The sequence below is a fragment of the Bartonella saheliensis genome (assembly GCF_902162175.1).
This window is the reverse complement of record NZ_LR607195.1, coordinates 13,381-33,575: the sequence shown is the minus strand read 5'-3', so window position 1 is coordinate 33,575 and position 20,195 is coordinate 13,381. Positions and strand designations below refer to the sequence as shown.

15 protein-coding genes and 2 pseudogenes are annotated in these 20,195 nt (G+C 42.9%); 14 read left to right on the top strand and 3 right to left on the bottom strand.

Annotated features, from left to right (window positions below; genetic code table 11):
• The first annotated feature begins 27 nt into the window (after nucleotides 1–27).
• From ruvA to tolB, 7 genes are all read left to right on the top strand, one after another.
• Nucleotides 28–645 (top strand): Holliday junction branch migration protein RuvA, encoded by a 618-nt coding sequence (gene ruvA, locus FS875_RS00170; RefSeq protein ID WP_144751346.1) that lies wholly within the window; start codon nucleotides 28–30, stop codon nucleotides 643–645.
• Nucleotides 646–658: 13 nt separating this feature from the next.
• Nucleotides 659–1,753, top strand: a complete 1,095-nt coding sequence (gene ruvB / locus FS875_RS00165) for a Holliday junction branch migration DNA helicase RuvB (RefSeq protein WP_144751342.1) — start codon at nucleotides 659–661, stop codon at nucleotides 1,751–1,753.
• Nucleotides 1,754–2,166: 413 nt separating this feature from the next.
• Entirely contained in the window at nucleotides 2,167–2,607 is a 441-nt protein-coding gene (ybgC, locus tag FS875_RS00160; protein WP_144751339.1) for a tol-pal system-associated acyl-CoA thioesterase, read from the top strand.
• Nucleotides 2,608–2,750: 143 nt separating this feature from the next.
• Nucleotides 2,751–3,464: a protein TolQ gene (gene tolQ / locus FS875_RS00155; RefSeq protein WP_144751336.1), complete on the top strand. Its 714-nt coding sequence runs from the start codon at nucleotides 2,751–2,753 to the stop codon at nucleotides 3,462–3,464.
• A gap of 12 nt (nucleotides 3,465–3,476) precedes the next feature.
• Nucleotides 3,477–3,929: a protein TolR gene (gene tolR, locus FS875_RS00150; RefSeq protein ID WP_144751333.1), complete on the top strand. Its 453-nt coding sequence runs from the start codon at nucleotides 3,477–3,479 to the stop codon at nucleotides 3,927–3,929.
• Between the two features lie 76 nt (nucleotides 3,930–4,005).
• Entirely contained in the window at nucleotides 4,006–5,277 is a 1,272-nt protein-coding gene (locus FS875_RS00145) for a cell envelope biogenesis protein TolA (protein ID WP_144751330.1), read from the top strand.
• Between the two features lie 39 nt (nucleotides 5,278–5,316).
• The gene (gene tolB, locus FS875_RS00140; RefSeq protein ID WP_144751328.1) at nucleotides 5,317–6,642 is read left to right on the top strand and encodes a Tol-Pal system beta propeller repeat protein TolB; all 1,326 of its coding nucleotides are present in this window, start codon (nucleotides 5,317–5,319) and stop codon (nucleotides 6,640–6,642) included.
• A gap of 644 nt (nucleotides 6,643–7,286) precedes the next feature.
• On the opposite strand, the gene FS875_RS00135 is transcribed toward tolB, so the two are convergent.
• Nucleotides 7,287–8,033 (bottom strand): YebC/PmpR family DNA-binding transcriptional regulator, encoded by a 747-nt coding sequence (locus FS875_RS00135; protein ID WP_144751325.1) that lies wholly within the window; start codon nucleotides 8,031–8,033, stop codon nucleotides 7,287–7,289.
• 381 nt (nucleotides 8,034–8,414) lie between these two features.
• On the opposite strand from FS875_RS00135, the gene FS875_RS00130 reads away from it, so the two are divergent.
• The 7 genes and pseudogenes from FS875_RS00130 (at nucleotide 8,415) to glmM (ending at nucleotide 18,814) form a co-directional block, all read left to right on the top strand.
• The gene (locus FS875_RS00130; protein WP_144751322.1) at nucleotides 8,415–9,107 is read left to right on the top strand and encodes a DUF1013 domain-containing protein; all 693 of its coding nucleotides are present in this window, start codon (nucleotides 8,415–8,417) and stop codon (nucleotides 9,105–9,107) included.
• A 200-nt stretch (nucleotides 9,108–9,307) separates the two neighbouring features.
• Nucleotides 9,308–9,805 (top strand): peptidoglycan-associated lipoprotein Pal, encoded by a 498-nt coding sequence (pal, locus tag FS875_RS00125; RefSeq protein ID WP_144751318.1) that lies wholly within the window; start codon nucleotides 9,308–9,310, stop codon nucleotides 9,803–9,805.
• 42 nt (nucleotides 9,806–9,847) lie between these two features.
• A complete protein-coding gene (locus FS875_RS00120) occupies nucleotides 9,848–12,052 on the top strand; it encodes a tol-pal system YbgF family protein (RefSeq protein WP_246067833.1) in 2,205 nt (734 codons plus the stop codon).
• A pseudogene (gene tilS / locus FS875_RS10910) lies at nucleotides 12,042–12,554 on the top strand (tRNA lysidine(34) synthetase TilS); the annotation flags it as partial. The gene FS875_RS00120 and the pseudogene tilS, both read left to right, overlap by 11 nt.
• Before the next feature lie 573 nt (nucleotides 12,555–13,127).
• Nucleotides 13,128–14,057, top strand: a pseudogene (locus FS875_RS10905) (PP-loop family protein); the annotation flags it as partial.
• 114 nt (nucleotides 14,058–14,171) lie between these two features.
• On the top strand, nucleotides 14,172–16,352 hold the full coding sequence (gene ftsH / locus FS875_RS00105; RefSeq protein WP_144751315.1) for an ATP-dependent zinc metalloprotease FtsH: 2,181 nt from the start codon (nucleotides 14,172–14,174) through the stop codon (nucleotides 16,350–16,352).
• A gap of 1,109 nt (nucleotides 16,353–17,461) precedes the next feature.
• On the top strand, nucleotides 17,462–18,814 hold the full coding sequence (gene glmM, locus FS875_RS00100; protein WP_144751311.1) for a phosphoglucosamine mutase: 1,353 nt from the start codon (nucleotides 17,462–17,464) through the stop codon (nucleotides 18,812–18,814).
• A 544-nt stretch (nucleotides 18,815–19,358) separates the two neighbouring features.
• Here glmM and FS875_RS00095 read toward each other — a convergent pair.
• On the bottom strand, nucleotides 19,359–19,802 hold the full coding sequence (locus FS875_RS00095; RefSeq protein ID WP_144751308.1) for a hypothetical protein: 444 nt from the start codon (nucleotides 19,800–19,802) through the stop codon (nucleotides 19,359–19,361).
• Nucleotides 19,803–19,805: 3 nt separating this feature from the next.
• Entirely contained in the window at nucleotides 19,806–20,132 is a 327-nt protein-coding gene (locus tag FS875_RS00090; RefSeq protein WP_144751305.1) for an ElaB/YgaM/YqjD family protein, read from the bottom strand.
• Nucleotides 20,133–20,195 lie beyond the last annotated feature (63 nt).

The following is a 20,195-nucleotide window of genomic DNA, read 5'->3' as shown; positions in this document are numbered from 1 at the left end:
AGATTATAAGAGGATCGAGTTTACAGCATGATTGGCAAATTAAAAGGTACCCTTGAACATATCTTTGATGATCATATCCTTGTGGATGTTCATGGGGTGGGTTATGTTGTTTTTGTCTCAAATCGGCTGCGTTCTTCTTTATCAGCTGTGGGTGAGAGTGTAAGTCTTTTTATTGAAACACATGTGCGTGAAGAGGCTATTCGCCTGTTTGGTTTTGCGACAAGAGTAGAACAAGAGTGGTTTTGCATGCTGCAAAATGTACCAGGTGTAGGAGCTAAGGTGGCTTTGGCAATTTTGGGCACTTTATCACCAGATGAATTGGCACAAGCAATTGCTCTAAACGATGTGGGAATGATCAGTCGTGCTCCAGGTGTTGGTAAAAAAGTCAGTGAAAGAATTGTGCGCGAACTGAAAAGCAAAGCTCTTCCCTTCAATGAAAATGTTCTTCGTAGTCCTGCACTCTCTCATTTGGAGGAGACAAATCAACCAACAAATGAGGCACTTTCTGCTTTGCTTAAGCTTGGTTTTGAACGTGAGCAAGCTGCACGGGCTCTTGCTTTAGCGATAAAGGCTCTTGAGGGGGAAACTGTTTCCTCTGCACTGCTTATTCGCCATAGTCTCAAATTGCTTTCTCCTCCTACTTGAGTACAAGGTAACAATGCATAAAGATGAAGATCAACGCCTTTTGGGGGCTACTCCGCTGCAAAACGATCCAGATCGTTCTTTGAGACCACAAGTGCTCGATGACTTTATTGGTCAAGAAGCAGCACGGGCAAATTTGAAAATATTTATTGAAGCAGCTAAAGCGCGTCATGAAGCGCTTGATCATGTGTTGTTCGTTGGACCACCTGGTTTGGGAAAAACAACACTCTCACAGATTATGGCTAAAGAATTAGGCGTTAATTTTCGTTCTACCTCAGGACCAGTCATTGCTAAAGCAGGAGATTTAGCAGCTCTCTTAACCAATCTAGAAGAACGCGATGTTTTGTTTATTGATGAAATTCACCGGTTAAATCCAGCCGTTGAAGAAATTCTTTATCCAGCCATGGAGGATTATCAACTGGATCTTATCATCGGCGAGGGACCAGCAGCACGTTCAGTGAAAATTGATCTTGCTAAATTTACCTTGGTGGCCGCAACCACCCGTTTGGGGCTTTTAACCACACCACTGCGAGATCGTTTTGGTATCCCAATTCGTCTCAATTTTTATACCATAGAGGAGTTGGAATATATTGTTCACCGTAATGCAAGGCTCTTTTCGGTACAGATTAGTGATGATGGCGCCCATGAAATTGCACGCCGTGCACGTGGTACTCCACGAATTGCCGGACGGCTTTTACGGAGGGTTTGTGATTTTGCACTGGTGAAACGGGCAAAGAAAATTGATCAAAAAGTGGCTGATGAAGCGCTTTCACGCTTGGAAGTTGATCATCTTGGGCTTGACCCGCTTGATCGTCGCTATTTGCTACTGATTGCGGAAACTTTTTTAGGCGGACCGGTGGGGATTGAAACCATTGCTGCTGCTCTCTCAGAACCGCGTGATGCTCTGGAAGATATTGTTGAACCCTATCTACTCCAGCAGGGCTTTATGCAACGTACTGCCCGTGGGAGAATGCTTACAGAAAAAGCTTGGAGCCATTTGGGGCTTTGTGCGCCAGCCACTCAGATTTCACCACAAAGGCGTGCTCAATTGCTCGATACCAAGGATCATTCATCACTTCAGGCAACTTTATGGGACGGGGAAGATGACTAAAATATTTGCTGCTTTTAAGGAGAGTCTAACGCGCTTTTCTAGAATGGATGTGTCATAGGTAAGCAAATAGTGACAGCAAAAGTTTCGAGCCATTTGGGGCTTTGTGCTCCAGTCACTCAGATCTCCCCATAAAGGCGTGCTCAATTGCTCGATACCAAGGATCATTCATCATTTCAGGCAACTTTATGGGACGGGGAAGATGACTAAAATATCTGCTTTATTGAAAATCATAACGTGCTTTTTTATAATATTTTGATAATAGACGTACTATAGAGAGGCGGATGCTTACAGAAAAAGCTTGGGGGTAGTCAGAATTTGTTTTAAAGTCTCCACTATTTTACCACAAAAACACGTTCAACTGCTTGGTATATAAGAAAATTTACTACTTTAGACGATTTTATAGGATAGAGCAGATGAATAAAACAAATTCTTTAACAAATATTTCTGCAAATGATTTTCATGATTTTCAGGTGCGTGTTTATGTTGCGGATACAGATTTTTCTGGCGTCGTTTATCATGCACGTTATCTTGAGTTTTTTGAACGGGGACGTTCAGAATTTTTACGGGATACCGGTTGTAATAACAAGATGCTAGCAGCAGGCGTGGAGGGTGAAAAACTGTTTTTTGTGGTCCGCCATATGAAACTTCATTTTTTACGACCAGCACAAATCGATCATCTGTTAACAATTAAAACACGAATTCAGAGCATTCAAGGAGCACGCTTTTTTATGGAGCAACATATTCTCCATGAAGATGTGATGTTGGTAAAAGCAGACGTTGAAATTGCTCTCATTAATGAGATAGGAAAACCGCGCCGTTTACCCAAAGGGCTTTTTGCGAAACTTGTCATTTAAAAATGCACGCATTGTAACAAAGTGTTCTCGTATGGACTCTTTGGCAAAAGAGAGGGAAATTTGTTTTTTAGATTTAGAAACTATAAAATAATCTGCTTTATTCTATTTGATAAATGAACCTTTCAGTTAGAGGGACAAAAATTATGCCGCATCTAGAACTCACGAATCCAGAAATGATTGGGATCTTGCATTTGTTTATGCAAGCGGGTTTCGTTGTTAAAACTGTGATGATTTTATTATTGCTGGCTTCCGTATGGAGTTGGGCAATTATTTTTGATAAAATCTTTACCTATCGCAGAATACGGCGTGAAATTAAAAAATTTGAACGCACATTTTGGTCTGGAAAGGCACTCGAAGATCTTTATGCAGAATGTAAAAGTCAGCGCACCAATAGTATATCAGCCGTTTTTATGGCAGCAATGGTCGAGTGGAAAAAATCCCTAGAAAAAGGAATCCATACATCAATAAGTTTGCAGAGTCGCATTGATAAGGCTATGGATCTGACTTTGGGGCGCGAAAGTGCAAAAATAGAATCAAAGCTAGGCTTTCTTGCTACACTTGGATCAGCCGGGCCTTTTATTGGTCTTTTTGGAACCGTTATTGGTATTATGGGGTCGTTTCTTTCTATTTCAGCTTCTCAAAATACTTCGTTGGCAATTGTGGCTCCAGGTATTGCCGAAGCTCTTTTGGCTACCGCTATCGGTTTGTTTGCAGCAATCCCTGCTGTGATTGCCTATAACAAATTGATCAATGAAAGTGCGCGGATTATTGGACAAATAGAAAATTTTGCCGATGAATTCTCGACGATTATTTCACGGCGTCTCGATGAAACACGTACAACAAATTCATCATTATAAGGGGGATTGTTTATGGGCGTTGCTGTTGCTTCTTCTGCTCGAAAAAAAACACGTAGGCGGCATCATTCACACGGTCAATTGATGAGTGAAATCAACGTGACCCCCTTTGTTGATGTGATGCTGGTGTTATTGATTATCTTTATGGTCTCTGCTCCTCTTTTGGTCAATGGTGTGCCTCTCGATTTGCCGCATAGTCAAGCAGGGCCTGTACGAATGCAAAAGACTCCACTCACCGTTTCAATCGATGCACAGGGACGCTTGGCTGTTAATCAAGATTATTACGAAACAGCTGAGGCTTTAATTGCACAACTGAAAAGCCAATTGGAAAAAGATCCTACACAAAAAAAACAACGTATTTTTGTGCGGGCTGCTAAAACTGTTGAATATCAGAAAGTGTTAAAATTACTCGCCGATATTCAAAAAGCAGGTTTTTCTCAAGTTGCTTTGGCGAGTCTCGCACAATAAAATGATTATAAACTGTCATATGTTGTTTGAAAAACAATATGAGAGTGGTTAAAGATGAAAAACGCAGGGTAGGGAGATGAACAAAGACTCTTATCATAGTATGAAACGAGGCTTGGCTTTATCCCTTGTGCTGCACGTTGTTTTTGTTAGCTGGGGGGCTATTACTTTTATCAATCCCGTCTCTTTACCACAACAGTTGGAAGCAATTCCCATTACCCTTGCTCCTTTAACACAAGAGCTTTCTTCTCAGCAAGGTGCTGTGGATGCACCCGTGCGCGCAATTCCCGCAGTAAAACCAACCACAAAACCACAAGAAAAACAAGATGCACACCATGTGGGAGAAGGACAGATAGATAGTACTGCACCTTTTAAACCAAAAGAAAAACCACGCCCCATTGAGACAACACCTTCACCACCAGAAAAACAGAAGACTCCAGAAGAACCTTTCTCAGAATTGACCAAACAAGAATTATCAAAAACAGAAACAGCTTTAGAAAAGCAAGAAGAGGTCCCAAAAGCTGTCCCTGAGGTGCCTTTAGAAAAGCAAGAAGAGGTTCCAAAAGCTGTCCCTGAAGTGCCTTTGGAAAAGCAAGAAGAGGTCCCAAAAGCTGTCTCTGAAGTGCCTTTAGAAAAGCAAGAGGATACACCAAAGGCTACGCCTGAGATACCTTTAGAGGCGCGTAAAAATGAAGAAGTGGTATCGCCACAAGACTTGATTCCAGTGCTTAAAAAAGAGCCTGTAAAGCAAACAACAATACATCCGCAGCTTCCTCAAATTGTTCTGCCAGAAAAGCCTCTTCTTCCACAGTTGAAACCAAAACCCGCCAAAGAAGCAAAAACAGAAGTCAAAATTGAAAATGCGCAAGCACGCGATAAGAAAAAACAACAAATAAAAGACAAGACAATTGAAGATATTCTCGCCATGGAGGAAAATAATCTCCTCAATCGTGCACGTACCCAAGGAGGTGGAGCAAAACGCTCCAACACACCAGAAGCTTTGGGAGCAAGAAAAAATATCAACGATACCACAAAAATGGCACAAACACTGGTCAGTATGGTCGGGGGGTGTATTCAACAAAAGCTTAAACTTGTGGCGCTTGGTGGTGATTTAAAAAATCGTCCAATCGTGCGGTTGCGATTTACTCTCAATCGTGAAGGAATGGTGATAGGAGACCCAATCATTGATCCTTTAAGCGGTGCACAGAGCCAGCAGAATATTATGATAAGGCAGGTGTACGCAGCTGTTTTTTCATGTCAACCTTATACAGAGCTTCCACGTGATCAATATGATTTGTGGGGGCAGGGGTTTGATTTTAATGTTGATCCCCTTCAAGAAATAACACAATGAAATACAAAGATATTTTTCTTCAATGAAAGGATACATTCCATGATGACTATAACGAAACAGAAATTTTTTTCGTGGTGTATTGTCACATGCGGTTTGTGGCTTTCGAGTTTTTCATCGGTTTATGCACAACTAAAAGGTACTATTTCAACTGCTGATTTTAATCCCATTCCCATTGCTATCCCAGATTTTGTTTCTCATGATTCGATTGGGCTTAAAATGTCGGCTGTTATAACAGCTGATCTTGAACGCTCAGGACTGTTTTTGCCCCTTGATAAGGAAACTTTTGTTGAAAAAATTTCTCACCCTAATAGAGCCCCCTCTTTTTCTGATTGGAAAAAAATAAAAGCACAGGGGTTGGTAACTGGACAAGTGATTAGAGAAACTGATGGCCGGTTGAGAGTTGAGTTTCGTTTATGGGATGTCTTTGGGCAGCGTCAACTCAAAGGACGCCGCTTTTATACTGCAACAGAACGTTGGCGGCGGGTTGCACATATGATCGCTGATGAGATCTATAGTGAAATGACAGGAGAAAGTGGTTATTTTGATACACGGATTGTTTTTATAGATGAAACAGGCCCCCAAAATGCACGCGTTAAACGGTTAGCGATTATGGATCAAGATGGAGCAAATTTGATCTATATGTCTGATGGTAGTGAATTGGTTCTAACCCCTCGCTTTTCACCAAAACGACAGGAAATTACCTATATGGCTTATGAGCACAATAAAGTGCCGCATGTTTATTTGCAACAAATCGAAATGGGGCAAAGGGAGTTGATAGGAACTTTTGAAAATATGACTATTGCTCCGCGTTTTTCTTCTGATGGACAAAAAGTAATCATGAGTTTGTTGCAAAATGATGGAAGTGCAAATCTTTATACCATGGATTTACGCACCCGCACAATGACGAGGCTTACAACAACTTCAGCTATTGATACCTCTGCTTCTTATTCGCCCGATGGATTGCAAATTGTCTTTTCATCTGATCGTAGCGGAAGGCCGCAAATCTACACCATGAATGCGGATGGGAGCAATATCCAGCGTATTTCTTCAAATGAGGGGAGCTATTCTACACCCATTTGGTCTCCACGGGGTGATTATATCGCCTTTACCAAACAGTCAGAAGGACAATTTTCTATCGGTGTGATGCGTCCTGATGGGAAAGGAGAGCGCATTTTAACAACAGGTTTTCACAATGAAGGTCCAACTTGGGCGCCTAATGGACGCGTTCTGATGTTCTTTCGTAAAAATCCAGGTATGGGGCCAAAACTTTATACAATTGATATTACAGGACGCAATGAACGCCAATTGCCCACCCCCAATGATGCGTCTGATCCGGCATGGTCGCCCTTGCTTACTATACAATAAATGAGGGGCTTGATAACAATAAACAAGACAAAATTCTCTGTCATTTGTGTAAGCGAACGTCTCTTTACCACTTAAGAGAGGCATTCTTCATGTTGATCAATTCATTGAACGGGAGGGGGGCAGATTTTGCGCCACATCTGCTGTCCTTTATCAATACAGAAAATTGGGGCAGGAAATTTGGGCGGAGCTTCTGGAGGCGAAACATTTGTTGGCAAGTGTTTTTAGATTTCAGATGTGTTGTTTAAGGGCGAGGACGATGTGAGGACATTATGCGGTCTGTATGCCAACAATTCTTTCTGCGCGTTAAGGGCGGTGGTTTTTGCATGCTCATCAGTTGATTGAAATATATCGTGCGTTTTGCTCTTTGTAGTCTTGGCGTTGCTGTCTTTTCTTTAAGGAGATGACCTTTTGAGCCAAAGAGCTCTATGAAAAAGCTTGGTAAAAAGTTTTTATACTTTTGTTGAAAATGTTTTAAGGGCTGTGTGAAATAGCCCTGTAAGCGAAACAGGGCTGTATCTTTGTTGTGATAAAATGAGAAGCGGTTACACTTTTGTGTAGATAGCCATCGGTGGCTCTCATGACAAAGGTGAGAACACACAATGATAGGCTCCCTGGAATAGCTCCCTAGAATGGCTGTGTGGAGGTTAATGAGACAGTTTTGCTAAAACCTCATCGCTTACATCAAAATTAGCATAGACATTTTGCACGTCATCATCTTCTTCTAATGTAGAAATAAGCCGCAAAACCGATAAAGCTTTTTCTTCATCTATTGGTGCAAGGGTGGTGGCTTTCCAAATGGTTTTAATTGATTCTGCTTCGCCAAGTGTGGCTTCAAGCATTTTAGAAACTTCGCCAATATCTTCAAAGGCGCAGGTAATGTGATGTCCGGTCTCTTCTGATTGTACATCGTCGGCACCAGCTTCGATGGCGGCATCCATGATGCTGTCTGCTGTTCCCACCTCTAACTTATAGATTATTTCGCCAATGCGATTAAACATAAAACTCACCGAGCCTGTTTCGCCTAACGCTCCACCTGATTTGGTGAAAGCAGCACGTACATTTGAAGCGGTGCGGTTGCGGTTATCCGTTAAGGCTTCGACAATGACAGCAACACCCCCTGGTCCATAGCCCTCATAGCGAACTTCATCATAATTTTCGACATCACCTCCTGAGGCTTTCTTAATGGCGCGCTCAATGTTATCTTTTGGCATTGATTGTGCCTTAGCATTTTGCACAGCGAGCCTTAAGCGTGGATTCATGGCTGGATCAGGGGCGCCTTGTTTGGCTGCAACGGTGATTTCACGTGCAAGTTTAGAAAATATTTTCGAACGCATTGCATCTTGACGTCCCTTACGGTGCATAATATTTTTAAATTGTGAATGACCTGCCATAGTTTTCCTTCCAGTTTGAGGGCTTCTTTCCGGTTGTAATGTTCCTCAATTTTAGGTGATGAAACACGGATTTTACCAGAATTACAGTGCCACAGTATCAAGATGAGGTGATCAAATAAATCCTTTATAAGAAAATTCATCTTAAAGGTAAAGATACCCCGTTGAAGAGCTATACAAGACAGATGTCTTGTCGTTCAGAAAAAATCAGGTTATAACAGAGGATAATTTCATGGCAAAAGTGGTTTATTTCATAACTCGCTTTATTTTTAAGAGGGAGTGAAGAAAACCTGATGTGTAAGAAAAAGATCCACTGCTCTAAAGTGAGCAATAATCTGCCTCAATAATCAATCTAAAGAGGCAAAGTGAGAGGATATTATAAAGATGGCAACGCAACTTTTAATGCCCAAAGCCACAGCTGTTTGGTTGGTTGATAACACTGCTCTTTCTTTTGATCAGATTGCAGAGTTTTGTAAATTACACGTGTTGGAAGTGAAAGCTATCGCCGATGGTGAAGCTGCTCATGGTATTAAGGGACTCAATCCCATTAGTTCGGGTCAGTTGACACGTAGTGAAATTGCTCGCGTGGAGGCTGACCAAAATGCACGCTTAAAAATTTCTGAATCGAGGGTACGCATTCCTGAGAAAAAGCGTAAAGGTGCACGCTATATCCCTCTTTCTCGGCGCCAAGATCGTCCTAATGGAATCTTATGGTTGGTAACAAATCATCCCGAATTGAAGGATGCACAGATTGCGCGGCTCATTGGAACAACAAAAGCAACCATTGAGCAAATTCGTTTGAGAACCCATTGGAATAGTGCAAATTTAGTACCTTTCGACCCCGTCGGGTTGGGACTGTGTTCGCAAATTGATTTGGATTTTGAACTCCAACGTGCGGCAAAAAACCGTCCCGCTTCTCTAGAGGGCGATAAGACTTTGCTACCCGCATCCGTGACAGAAAATGTTGATCTTCATGAAGAGATGCCGGAAAATGATCATAACAAGAGTTTTGATGCGGATAAGGTTTTTGCAAAACTGAATGCACTCCAAAAAAGCCGTCAGGAGGATGATGCATAAATAAATGGTTAACTGTAAATGCATTTTCATCTCGATGCGGAAAGGCAGGCGATGAAAAGAAATACGAAAAACTTAAATGAAGGATAATCGCTAAAAGAGAAAATTTTTTCTTCATTAGGAATTAGCAGTTATTCTTGAGGCATTTTTGAAAGAATCTGTTCTTTCAATTTTTATGGGAACTCGTTAAGGAGAATCAACATATGCGCTCTAGCAAAAATATTATCCTTCATCCTTTCGCTATGGTCTTGTTTGCTTCACTGGCTTTGGTCGGTTGTGGAAAAGAACGTGGCAGTGCACTCAAAGGTATGAATGGCGCTTACTTGAATGGTGCTGGTGTTACATCAGGTTCAGGACAGGAATTTACGGTAAATGTTGGAGATCGGGTGTTCTTTAGTCTTGATTCTTCTTCCATTGATTCTGATGCTGAGCGTGTTTTGGTGCGCCAAGCAGAATGGTTGCTGCATTATCCGCATTATTCTATTATGATTGAAGGTCATGCTGATGAGCGTGGAACGCGTGAATATAATTTAGCACTTGGACAACGTCGTGCTGTTGCTGTGCGTGACTATTTGATTTCTCTTGGTGTATCCGCACAACGGATTCAAACAATTTCTTATGGGAAAGAGAGGCCTGTAGCAGTGTGTGATGATATTTCCTGTTGGAACCAAAATCGTCGTGCTGTTACAACATTGAAGTAACGTGAACGGTTCTAAAAAACCAGCAGTAGAGGGGAGAAAACTATGTGGATATCTGGTAAAAAAAATTGGAGAATTGCCTTTTATATGGCTGTTCTCGTAGCTTGTTCTGCTTCGTCTGTTCAAAGTGGAGCGCGCTGGTTTACCCAATATTCTAAGGATGATACGGATTCTGGTGCTGCAGAAAAAGCCGCTGATGCGGTGGAAAAGGCTGGTGCTGCTGTGGAAAAGGCTGCCGATGCGGTGAAGAAAACTGGTGCTGATGCAGCAGAAAAAGCCGCTGATGCGGTGGATAAGGCTGGTGCTGCTGCGGAAAAAGCCGCTGATGCGGTGAAGAAAACGGGTGCTGATGCAGCAGAAAAGGCTTCTCATGCGGTGGATAAGGCTGGTGCTGATGCAGCAGAAAAGGCTTCTCATGCGGTGGATAAGGCTGGTGCTGCTGTGGAAAAGGCTGCCGATGCGGTGAATAAAACTGGTGCTGATGCAGCAGAAAAGGCTTCTCATGCGGTGGATAAGGCTGGTGCTGCTGTGGAAAAGGCTGCCGATGCGGTGAAGAAAACGGGTGCTGATGCAGCAGAAAAGGCTTCTCATGCGGTGGAAAAGGCTGGTGCTGCTGTGGAAAAGGCTGCCGATGCGGTGAAGAAAACGGGTGCTGATGCTGCGGAAAAAGCCGCTGATGCGGTGGATAAGGCTGGTGCTGATGCGGAAAAAGCAGTCGATGCGGTGAATAAAACTGGTGCTGATGCAGCAGAAAAGGCTTCTCATGCGGTGGATAAGGCTGGCGCTGCTGCGGAAAAAGCAGTCGATGCGGTGAAGAAAACTGGTGCTGATGCAGCAGAAAAGGCTTCTCATGCGGTGGATAAGGTTGGTGCTGCTGCGGAAAAAGCAGTCGATGCGGTGAAGAAAATAGATGCTGGTGTAGCAGAAAAGGTTGCCGATGCGGCGGAAAAGACTGCTGGTACGGTGGATAAGGCTGGCGCTGATGCAGCAGAAAAAGCAGTCGATGCGGTGAAGAAAGTGGGTGCTGGTGTAGCGGAAAAGGTTGCCGATGCGGCGGAAAAGACTGCTGGTACGGTGGATAAGGCTGGCGCTGATGCAGCAGAAAAAGCAGTCGATGCGGTGCAGAAAGTAGATGCTGGTGTAGCGGAAAAGGTTGCCGATGCGGCGGAAAAGGCTGCTGGTACGGTGGATAAGGCTGGCGCTGATGCAGCAGAAAAAGCAGTCGATGCGGTGAAGAAAGTGGGTGCTGGTGCAGCAGAAAAGGCTGCCGATGCGGTGAATAAAACTGCTGCTGGGGTTGCTAGTAAGGCTTCTAATGCAGTGCATAAAGCTGTTTCTGATGTTGTGAAAAAGGCTGCCGATGCTACGGATCTCTCTGTTCAGGGGGCGTTGCAAAGTCGAGAGTCACTCCTAGAAAATCAAAAGACGCTCTTTAAAGATTATGATTTGGATAAACTCTTGCATAAGATACGAACGGTGCTTGATCATAACAATCTGAAAAATGTTCAAAAGCAATTCCACCAGCTTTTTGATAAACAAGACTCTTCTGTTTATTCTTGTGCCTTTGAGAGTGCTCTTGGCGATGAAAATCTGTCTGCTGTAACAAAAGAGGTTGGTGAGCATAGCGCAAAAGATGCTGCAAAGAGTGGTGCTGATGTGGAAAGTCATCATGCGAGAGTGGGGAGCCATGATCATAAAGACCGTTTGCAAGAGGTGCATGATCATTTAAAAGATGCGGGTGAAAATCTGAAAGAAATGCATAAGAATGCAAAGCAAAGAGAGGATCATTTGCAGGAAACCCATAATCTTTTAGAGAAAACCTATGAGACAAATGATGGTAGCGGACCGCAGCAGGGTAAAGATACTTCTTCTCAAGAATTGTATAAAAAAGGCTATGATGCTCTCCTTGCAGCCCATTATGTTGATGCCGAAAAAAACTTTTGTGCTTTTCAACAGCGTTATCAAAAAGATCCTTTAAGTGATGATGCCTTGTTTTGGTTAGCAGAGGCTTTGTTGGGACAAAAACGCTATCATGAAGCAGCACAAGTGTATCTTAACGTATGGTACGCAGATAAAAAGAAAGCTTACACTTCTGAGATTTTACTGAAATTGGCGAGAAGTATGGTGGCTCTTGAACCCAATAAAGAGGCTTGTACACTTTTTGCAAAAAAAGCAAAACACTCTAAAACGTTAGAGTCTGTCTTTTGTAAACCTCTAAAAAGGAGTGAGGTCATCCGCGGTGTGCGTTAGACTAGCAGGAAATCTCTTTAAAACATCGGATTTTATCCAGTGTAAAAAATTGATCCTTGCGGTCTCGGGAGGGAGTGATTCTCTGGCGTTGCTGTTTTTAGTCAAAGACCATTTAAAAACTCTCTCTGTTCCTCCAGAAATTATTGCTGTCACCGTTGATCATCAATTGCGTAAAGAATCAGCGCGTGAAGCTTCAATCGTTGCAGAAATTTGTCGTGCCCATCGCATTCAACATGTCACTTTGCGGTGGGAAGGTGAAAAACCAAAAACCCATATCGCTTCAAGTGCTCGTGTTGCACGCTATGATCTGTTATTTCAAGAAGCACAAAAACAAGGTGCAACCCTTATTATGACTGGGCATACACTCAATGATCAGGTGGAAACCTATCAGATGCGTTCTTGGCGTCTCCAAAAAAATAAGAATTTGCGAGGTGAAGCCTTGGAGAGTGTGCATGATGGGGGGCATGCGAGGGCGTTTGGGGATGTTGTGCGAGGTGAAGCCCTGGAGAGTGTGCATGATGGGGGGCATGCGAGGGCGTTTGGGGATGTTGTGCGAGGTGAAGCCCTGGAGAGTGTGCATGATGGGGGGTATGCGAGGATGCTTGGGGATGTTGTGCAAGCTGGAGCCCTGGAGAGTGTGCATGATGGGGGGTATGCGAGGATGCTTGGGGATGTTGTGCAAGCTGGAGCCCTGGAGAGTGTGCATGATGGGGGGCATGCGAGGATGCTTGGGGATGTTGTGCAAGGTGGAGCCCTGGAGAGTGTGCATGATGGGGGGTATGCGAGGATGCTTGGGGATGTTGTGCAAGCTGGAGCCCTGGAGAGTGTGCATGATGGGGGGCATGCGAGGGTGCTTGGGGATGTTGTGCAAGCTGGAACCCTGGAGAGTGTGCATGATGGGGGGTATGCAAGGGTGCTTGGGGATGTTGTGCAAGCTGGAGCCTTGGAGAGTGTGCATGATGGGAGGCATGCGAGGGTGCTTGGGGATGTTGTGCAAGCTGGAACCCTGGAGAGTGTGCATGATGGCGTCTATTTTACAGCATCCGGAAAAAATATGGCGCAAAACAATGGTGTTATTGCCGAAAAAAATGATGGGTTGATGTCTGCGCGTGGTTTATCTTGTATGGCGCGCGAGGCGGTGTTGCGTGGAAAAATACGTTTGCTTCGTCCACTCCTTGGTACCAAGCGCGAAACATTGCGTGCTTATTTGCATTTTAAGGGGACAACATGGATTGATGATCCAAGCAACGAAAATCCTCATTTTGAACGTGTGCGTGTGCGCCAATCCCTTCATCAAAAAAAGTTTTCCTGTATTGTTCAAAAGATTCACGAAGCGACACGGGCACGTCGTCAACAGGCACAAATGATTGCCGATTTGATTTTGGCTCTGGATATTATGGTTGAATATGGGCGTTGTTTTATCGCAAAGCCTGCACCATTTCTCCAGCAACACTGCGCTTTTCCCTCTGTCGTTGGGTTGTTTGCTGTGTTAATGGGAGGAGGCTGTTATTTGCTTCCTAAGCAAAAATTAATTACTTTTATGCAAAAACTTTGTCTCAATTCATTCCAAAAGCAGCGTTTTACTTATGCGGGATCCGTCATTGAGTATAATGGAAGTGGTATTGCTCTTTGGCGCGAATCTCGAAACATGAAAGAGGCAATCGTTGCGCCAAAAACAACTTTTTTATGGGATGGGCGCTATCAGGTTAGCAATCATGGAACTGATGCCATAAAGGTTGGAGCAGCAGGTGTAGAGGAGTTGAAATCTCTCCTTAAACAGAGCCATAGCGATCTTGAAAAAACGCATTTTCCCTCTTTACAATCGCTGTTGATGATCTCAAATAAAAAAGGATATGATATTCCAGAGTTGACAAAGCATACTGTTTTTCAGCAAAATATCACCATCAAGCGCATTATGGCTCCTTTCCATTGGCTGTTCTCATGTGAAGATGCCGCTCTTGTGAATGTTCTGGAACCTTTTTTTAATCTTGAGGTGAAAAGATAAAGAAAAATCACTCTAAAAAGATAATAAACATCTTCTCATACCTTGGCAAGGAGTAGACAAGGTTATATGTTAAGGGGAACTGTTAAAATATATATTTAATTAAGTGGGCTGAATATGAATTCCAATTACCGCTCTCTCCTCATTTGGGGAGTTATTGCCTTGATTTTGATTATATCGTTTTCTCTCTTTAATGGAGATAGCCAGCGTTCTGGAGGGGGAGAGATTTCTTATTCCGAATTTTTGCAAAAGGTCGAGAATAATGAGCTGAAATCTGTGACCATTCAAGGTCAAAAATTGACCGGACAAACCATCGAGCACAGAGTTATTTCAACCTATGCTCCACGAGATCCAGGTTTGATACAAAAATTGGAAAGCAGAAATGTGAATGTTAGAGCTATTCCTGAAAGCACTGGTAATAGTATCTTCCTTAATCTGCTCTTTTCTTTGCTGCCTGTTATTATTATCGTTGGCGCGTGGGTCTTTTTTATGCGACAAATGCAAAATGGATCACGGGGGGCGATGGGATTTGGTAAATCAAAAGCAAAATTACTCAATGAAGCGCAAGGGCGTGTTACTTTTCAAGATGTTGCTGGCGTTGAAGAAGCAAAGCAGGATCTCCAAGAAATTGTCGAATTTTTACGGGAACCACAAAAATTTCAACGTTTAGGCGGACGTATCCCACGGGGGGTGTTGCTGGTCGGTCCTCCAGGGACGGGTAAAACTTTGCTGGCACGTTCTGTGGCAGGTGAAGCCAATGTGCCGTTCTTTACCATTTCAGGTTCCGATTTCGTTGAAATGTTTGTTGGTGTCGGGGCAAGCCGCGTGCGCGATATGTTCGAACAGGCTAAAAAAAATTCCCCCTGCATTATCTTTATCGACGAAATCGATGCGGTGGGACGTCATCGTGGTGCTGGACTGGGAGGCGGAAACGACGAACGTGAGCAAACCTTAAACCAGCTGCTGGTCGAAATGGATGGTTTTGAGCCTAATGAAAGTATTATTCTTATCGCCGCAACAAACCGTCCTGATGTGCTCGACCCTGCTTTGTTAAGACCAGGGCGCTTTGATCGGCAAGTGGTGGTGCCAAACCCTGATGTTTCTGGGCGTGAGCAAATCTTAAAAGTGCATGTACGTAACGTGCCTTTAGCCCCTAATGTGGATTTGAAAGTGTTGGCAAGGGGAACTCCAGGATTTTCTGGTGCTGATCTGATGAATCTTGTGAATGAAGCTGCTCTCATGGCTGCTAGCCGCAATAAAAGAGTCGTCACTATGCAAGAGTTTGAAGATGCAAAAGATAAGGTGATGATGGGGGCTGAACGCCGTTCAACCGCTATGACACAAGAAGAAAAAGAACTCACAGCTTATCACGAAGCAGGACATGCTATCGTCGCACTTAATGTGCCTGTTGCTGATCCTGTCCATAAAGCAACAATCGTACCAAGAGGAAGAGCTTTGGGTATGGTGATGCAATTGCCTGAAGGTGATCGCTATTCCATGAGTTATCGGTGGATGATTTCTCGTTTGGCTATCATGATGGGAGGGCGTGTCGCCGAAGAATTGAAATTTGGTAAGGAAAATATCACATCAGGTGCTTCTTCCGATATTGAACAAGCAACAAAATTAGCACGCGCCATGATTACACGCTGGGGATTTTCTGATCTGCTTGGCAATGTGGCCTATGGTGATAATCAAGATGAGGTCTTTTTAGGGCATTCCGTGGCACGGACACAAAATGTCTCTGAGGAAACTGCACGTATGATCGATGCTGAAGTGCGTAAACTCATTGATGATGCTTATAAAAATGCTACTAAAATCCTGAAAACAAAAAAACAAGAATGGTTCGCTTTAGCACAGGGTTTGTTGGAATATGAAACTTTAACTGGCGCTGAAATTAATGAAGTTATTGCTGGAAAACCCCCTTCACGCACTCAAAAAGATGAAAATGCTGCTCCGCGTGTTTCTTCTGTGCCTAAAACGGGAGCAATAAAAGCAGAGGCTTATGCAGCAACAGCTGAAAAAACAGACGTTGAAAAAATGGATGTCAAAAAAGCTGAGGTCGATAAGGTTGATGCCAATACAACTGATGTTGGTAAAGCAGAGACAAAAGTTGGAAAGGAAACAACAAAATCCAGAAATGTCAAAGCCAATGATGCTGAGCCTCAAGGCGGGCCCTCTCATGATATGGAGAAAAAAACGCAAAATACAAAAAGTACTGCAAAAGGGGTCAATCGTTCTTCAAGTAAAGCCAATTCTGGAAAGAAGTCGAATGCTACAGGACGTGATAAAGAAAAATAGGAGCCTTCTAACGACGCTTAAGTCACTTTAGTTTTGGAGAAAAGTTTAGGTAAAAGTTTTATAAGAGAGGTGCAAGCAAGGCTTGCACCTCATAAACAATGTGGGGAGAATATTGAAATGATATGTGATAAGAGCATTTTTCTCCCATCATTTTTTAAAGTGTCCGTGTTGATCGCTGTACACTGGTGATGGTGAGGATGAAGAGATTGGTGGCTTGGTGTTTGTTTTGTGAGAGTGAGAGGGAATTTATCTTTTGACAGAGGGGGGACTTTGGTCTTGTTAAAAGAGGAGTTTTGTTTAAACGCAGTACATGTGTAAAACATGCGGGGATGATACTGCTTGCTATGTGCAACATAGAAGCATCATTGATAGAACTGGTGTGCTTGTTGTAGAGTTTTGCTTTGGGTGATGGATTGGGCGGCTTGGTTGTGCGAGGCTTTGAGAATGAAGAGGGGCAAATGTCTTCCTTATCGCATAAGAGATGTTGCTGTAGCGGAAATTCTGTCCGCACAAGATGGCACAAGAAGAGTGTGTGTAAAGAAGTAGGGATAGCGCAAAATATTTTGCTAGAGATGGAATTCGACGAAAAAAACGTTTTTTTCATGCGTGATCATAGGATTGGCTGATAGAGCGGAAAGACATCATGAGGAATTTTGGTATAGTTTTTATAGAGTTTTGCTTTGGATAATGGATTGGGCGGCTTGGTTGTGCGAGGCTTTGAGAATGAAGAGGGGCAAATGTCTTCCTTATCGCATAAGAGATGTTGCTGTAGCGGAAATTCTGTCCGCACAAGATGGCACAAGAAGAGTGTGTGTAAAGAAGTAGGGATAGCGCAAAATATTTTGCTAGAGATGGAATTCGACGAAAAATATTCATTTTTTTCATGCGTGATCATAGGATTGGCTGATAGAGCGGGAAGACATCGTTAGGAATTTTGGTATAGTTTTTATAGAGTTTTGCTTTGGGTGATGGATTGGGGCGGCTTGGTTGTGCGAGGCTTTGAGAATGAAGAGGGGCGAAGGATCTTATCCCATGAGGAAATTTATTCTCGCAGAGTTTTTGCCCTCGTAGAATAGCAAAAGAAAAGAGTGTGTATAAAGGAAGTAGGGATGGCACAAAAATATTTTGGTACAGATGGAATTCGAGGGAAAGCCAATGCTTTTCCTATGACACCAGATTTTGCCATGAAAGTGGGGATGGCCGTGGGGGTTTTGTTTCGCTCACAACGCCAATCACGTCGGGTGGTGATTGGGAAGGATACAAGATTATCTGGCTATATGTTAGAAAATGCTCTGGTTTCAGGATTTACAGCTGCGGGAATGGAAGCTTTTTTGCTGGGACCTGTGCCAACACCTGCTGTCGCTATGCTTTGTCGCTCTCTGCGTGCTGATCTTGGGGTGATGATTTCTGCTTCTCATAATCCCTTCTATGATAATGGAATTAAGCTTTTTGGTCCTGATGGTTTTAAACTGTCCGATGAAATGGAAGAAAAAATTGAACAGTTAATCGATACAGATCTTTCAAAATCCTTAGCAAGTTGTTCTGAAATTGGTTATGCAAAACGGGTTGAGGGCGATATTTATCGTTATATCGAATATGCTAAACGAACTTTGCCACGTGATGTGCGATTGGATTCTTTGCGCATCGTTGTAGATTGCGCCAATGGTGCGGCTTATAAAGCTGCTCCACGTGCTTTGTGGGAACTGGGAGCCGAGGTGTTTGCCATTCACGATACTCCAAATGGTACCAATATTAATCAAAAATGCGGGTCAACCGATTTAACGTCTTTAAAACAGAAAGTGCATGAAGTACGTGCCGATGTGGGGATTGCTCTTGATGGTGATGGAGATCGTGTTCTCTTGGTGGATGAAAAAGCGCAAACCATTGATGGGGATCAGTTGATTGCGGTGATTGCTGAAAATTGGCATAAAACCGGACGGTTACAGGGTAATGGTGTGGTGACAACCATTATGTCAAATCTTGGACTAGAGCGCTTTTTAAAGTGCAAAGGCTTGGAGCTCGTGCGAACAAATGTTGGAGACCGTTATGTGGTCGAAACAATGCGTCAAAAGGGATATAATATTGGTGGTGAAGCTTCTGGGCATATTATATTGAGTGATTTTGGCACAACCGGTGATGGGTTGGTGGCTGCTTTGCAAGTGTTAGCTTGTATGCAGGAAAGTCAAAGCCCTATGAGTCAATTGTGTAAACGTTTTGAACCTGTGCCACAAATTTTGAAAAATGTAACGATTAAAAACAAAAATGTGTTAAAAGAAAATCCGGTCAAAACAGCAATAAATCAGACTGCACAGCGTTTGGGAAAAGCAGCACGATTGGTGATCCGTGCTTCTGGAACAGAACCGGTTATTCGCATTATGGCCGAAGGTGATGCTCTAGAGGTTCTCGATGCTGCTGTGGCAGAGATGATGGATGTGATCACCCATCATGATGGTCTTTCATAAGCAGATATGTTTTTGAGGAATCGAGAGTGCTTTTATAAAATCTGCAAAAGACTGTAGTTGTTTTTTTAGCAAAAGGTGGGGTGAATAATCTGTGCTTTTAGAACCGAACTGGTTATGCGCATGATGGAATGCTTTTAACAAACAGCTTTATAAGATCTTTTGAGGAAATATTTCTTGAAGATGTTGTTGGGCGAGGAGGTATGTGGTCGCCAGATGTTTTGTTACATTGAGGATAAGGAAATGGAGGGATAAAGGGAGGAGAAGCAATCAGGCTATTGATGATTGGTGCCCTTGAAAAATAGTCAGAGAGCTCGGATTACTGAACCGTGACCTTGCAAATATTTTCATGATTTTATCATGCATGCAATAATACAAGCAATCGTCTTACAGCGCACGAGAAAAATGATGTGGGCTTGTTCCTTACTGCTCGAAAGCTAAAGATGACCCCTTAAGAATTCATTATGATACAATATGGCATAAAAAGGGTGTTTTCTCTCTTTTGAGAGAAAACACCGCGGGGGTTAGAATTGCACAATTGCATATCCTAATTTGAAAAGTGGTCTTTTTTACCTTTTTTCCACAGAAAATAAGTTGCAAGACCAAGCACGGGAGCACTCAATTTAGCAAAAGGCAAATTTTTGCTTAAAAGTGCAAGGCTGGAAAGTGTGGCATCCGTCATAAGTTGATGGCGTCTCTCTTCAGACTTCTTTTGTTGATCATAGCTTTGATAAGCTTTGAGAATGCGGAAAATGAAAATACCTATACCGGCAAGAAAAAGCCAAATGAAAAACATCGTGCTGGCTGCTGTAAGAGGCTTCATCACCAAACATAAGGCAATAAAACCAACGATACATAAAAAAAGCAGCGATATAAACAATGAAATGCCAATAAATCCATAGCAAATGGCTTGAAGGCGTACTTGCTTAACGGTGCTTTTCAGACCTCCACCAACTAGGTGATTTAAAAGAGGAGCGATAAACTTATGCATTGCTTAACGACGCAATAGTTGAGAAAGAATAAAACCAATACCCGCTGCAAACAAAACGCTTTTGCCAGGATTGTTACGAACATGATGATTCATGGTTTGTTCAAGTTCGCCAATCTTTTCTTTCGCTTGCGACATAATATCTTCACTGTTTTCTTTTGCCGAGTTATAAAGCTTTTCAGCTTTATTTTTTGCGGCATTCAATTTGCTCGCACCAAGATCTGTCAGAGTCGAAGTTATCCCTGAAATTTCACCACGTAACTTCTCTAACTGTCCTTGTAGATCTTTTTCTGCGGCCGTCTTATTGTCTTTTGTTGCTTTATGATTTGCCATGATGCTTGATCCCTCTCTTGATTTATCATGAATCAGTATTTGATATTGTGTGTGTTCATAGTG

What these genes read in the sequence shown, in the direction of transcription:
- ruvA (WP_144751346.1), top strand. Translation starts at nt 28, where the DNA reads ATGATTGGCAAATTAAAAGGTACCCTTGAACATATCTTTGATGATCAT.
- ruvB (WP_144751342.1), top strand. Translation starts at nt 659, where the DNA reads ATGCATAAAGATGAAGATCAACGCCTTTTGGGGGCTACTCCGCTGCAA.
- ybgC (WP_144751339.1), top strand. Translation starts at nt 2,167, where the DNA reads ATGAATAAAACAAATTCTTTAACAAATATTTCTGCAAATGATTTTCAT.
- tolQ (WP_144751336.1), top strand. Translation starts at nt 2,751, where the DNA reads ATGCCGCATCTAGAACTCACGAATCCAGAAATGATTGGGATCTTGCAT.
- tolR (WP_144751333.1), top strand. Translation starts at nt 3,477, where the DNA reads ATGGGCGTTGCTGTTGCTTCTTCTGCTCGAAAAAAAACACGTAGGCGG.
- FS875_RS00145 (WP_144751330.1), top strand. Translation starts at nt 4,006, where the DNA reads ATGAACAAAGACTCTTATCATAGTATGAAACGAGGCTTGGCTTTATCC.
- tolB (WP_144751328.1), top strand. Translation starts at nt 5,317, where the DNA reads ATGATGACTATAACGAAACAGAAATTTTTTTCGTGGTGTATTGTCACA.
- FS875_RS00135 (WP_144751325.1), bottom strand. Translation starts at nt 8,033, where the DNA reads ATGGCAGGTCATTCACAATTTAAAAATATTATGCACCGTAAGGGACGT.
- FS875_RS00130 (WP_144751322.1), top strand. Translation starts at nt 8,415, where the DNA reads ATGGCAACGCAACTTTTAATGCCCAAAGCCACAGCTGTTTGGTTGGTT.
- pal (WP_144751318.1), top strand. Translation starts at nt 9,308, where the DNA reads ATGCGCTCTAGCAAAAATATTATCCTTCATCCTTTCGCTATGGTCTTG.
- FS875_RS00120 (WP_246067833.1), top strand. Translation starts at nt 9,848, where the DNA reads ATGTGGATATCTGGTAAAAAAAATTGGAGAATTGCCTTTTATATGGCT.
- ftsH (WP_144751315.1), top strand. Translation starts at nt 14,172, where the DNA reads ATGAATTCCAATTACCGCTCTCTCCTCATTTGGGGAGTTATTGCCTTG.
- glmM (WP_144751311.1), top strand. Translation starts at nt 17,462, where the DNA reads ATGGCACAAAAATATTTTGGTACAGATGGAATTCGAGGGAAAGCCAAT.
- FS875_RS00095 (WP_144751308.1), bottom strand. Translation starts at nt 19,802, where the DNA reads ATGCATAAGTTTATCGCTCCTCTTTTAAATCACCTAGTTGGTGGAGGT.
- FS875_RS00090 (WP_144751305.1), bottom strand. Translation starts at nt 20,132, where the DNA reads ATGGCAAATCATAAAGCAACAAAAGACAATAAGACGGCCGCAGAAAAA.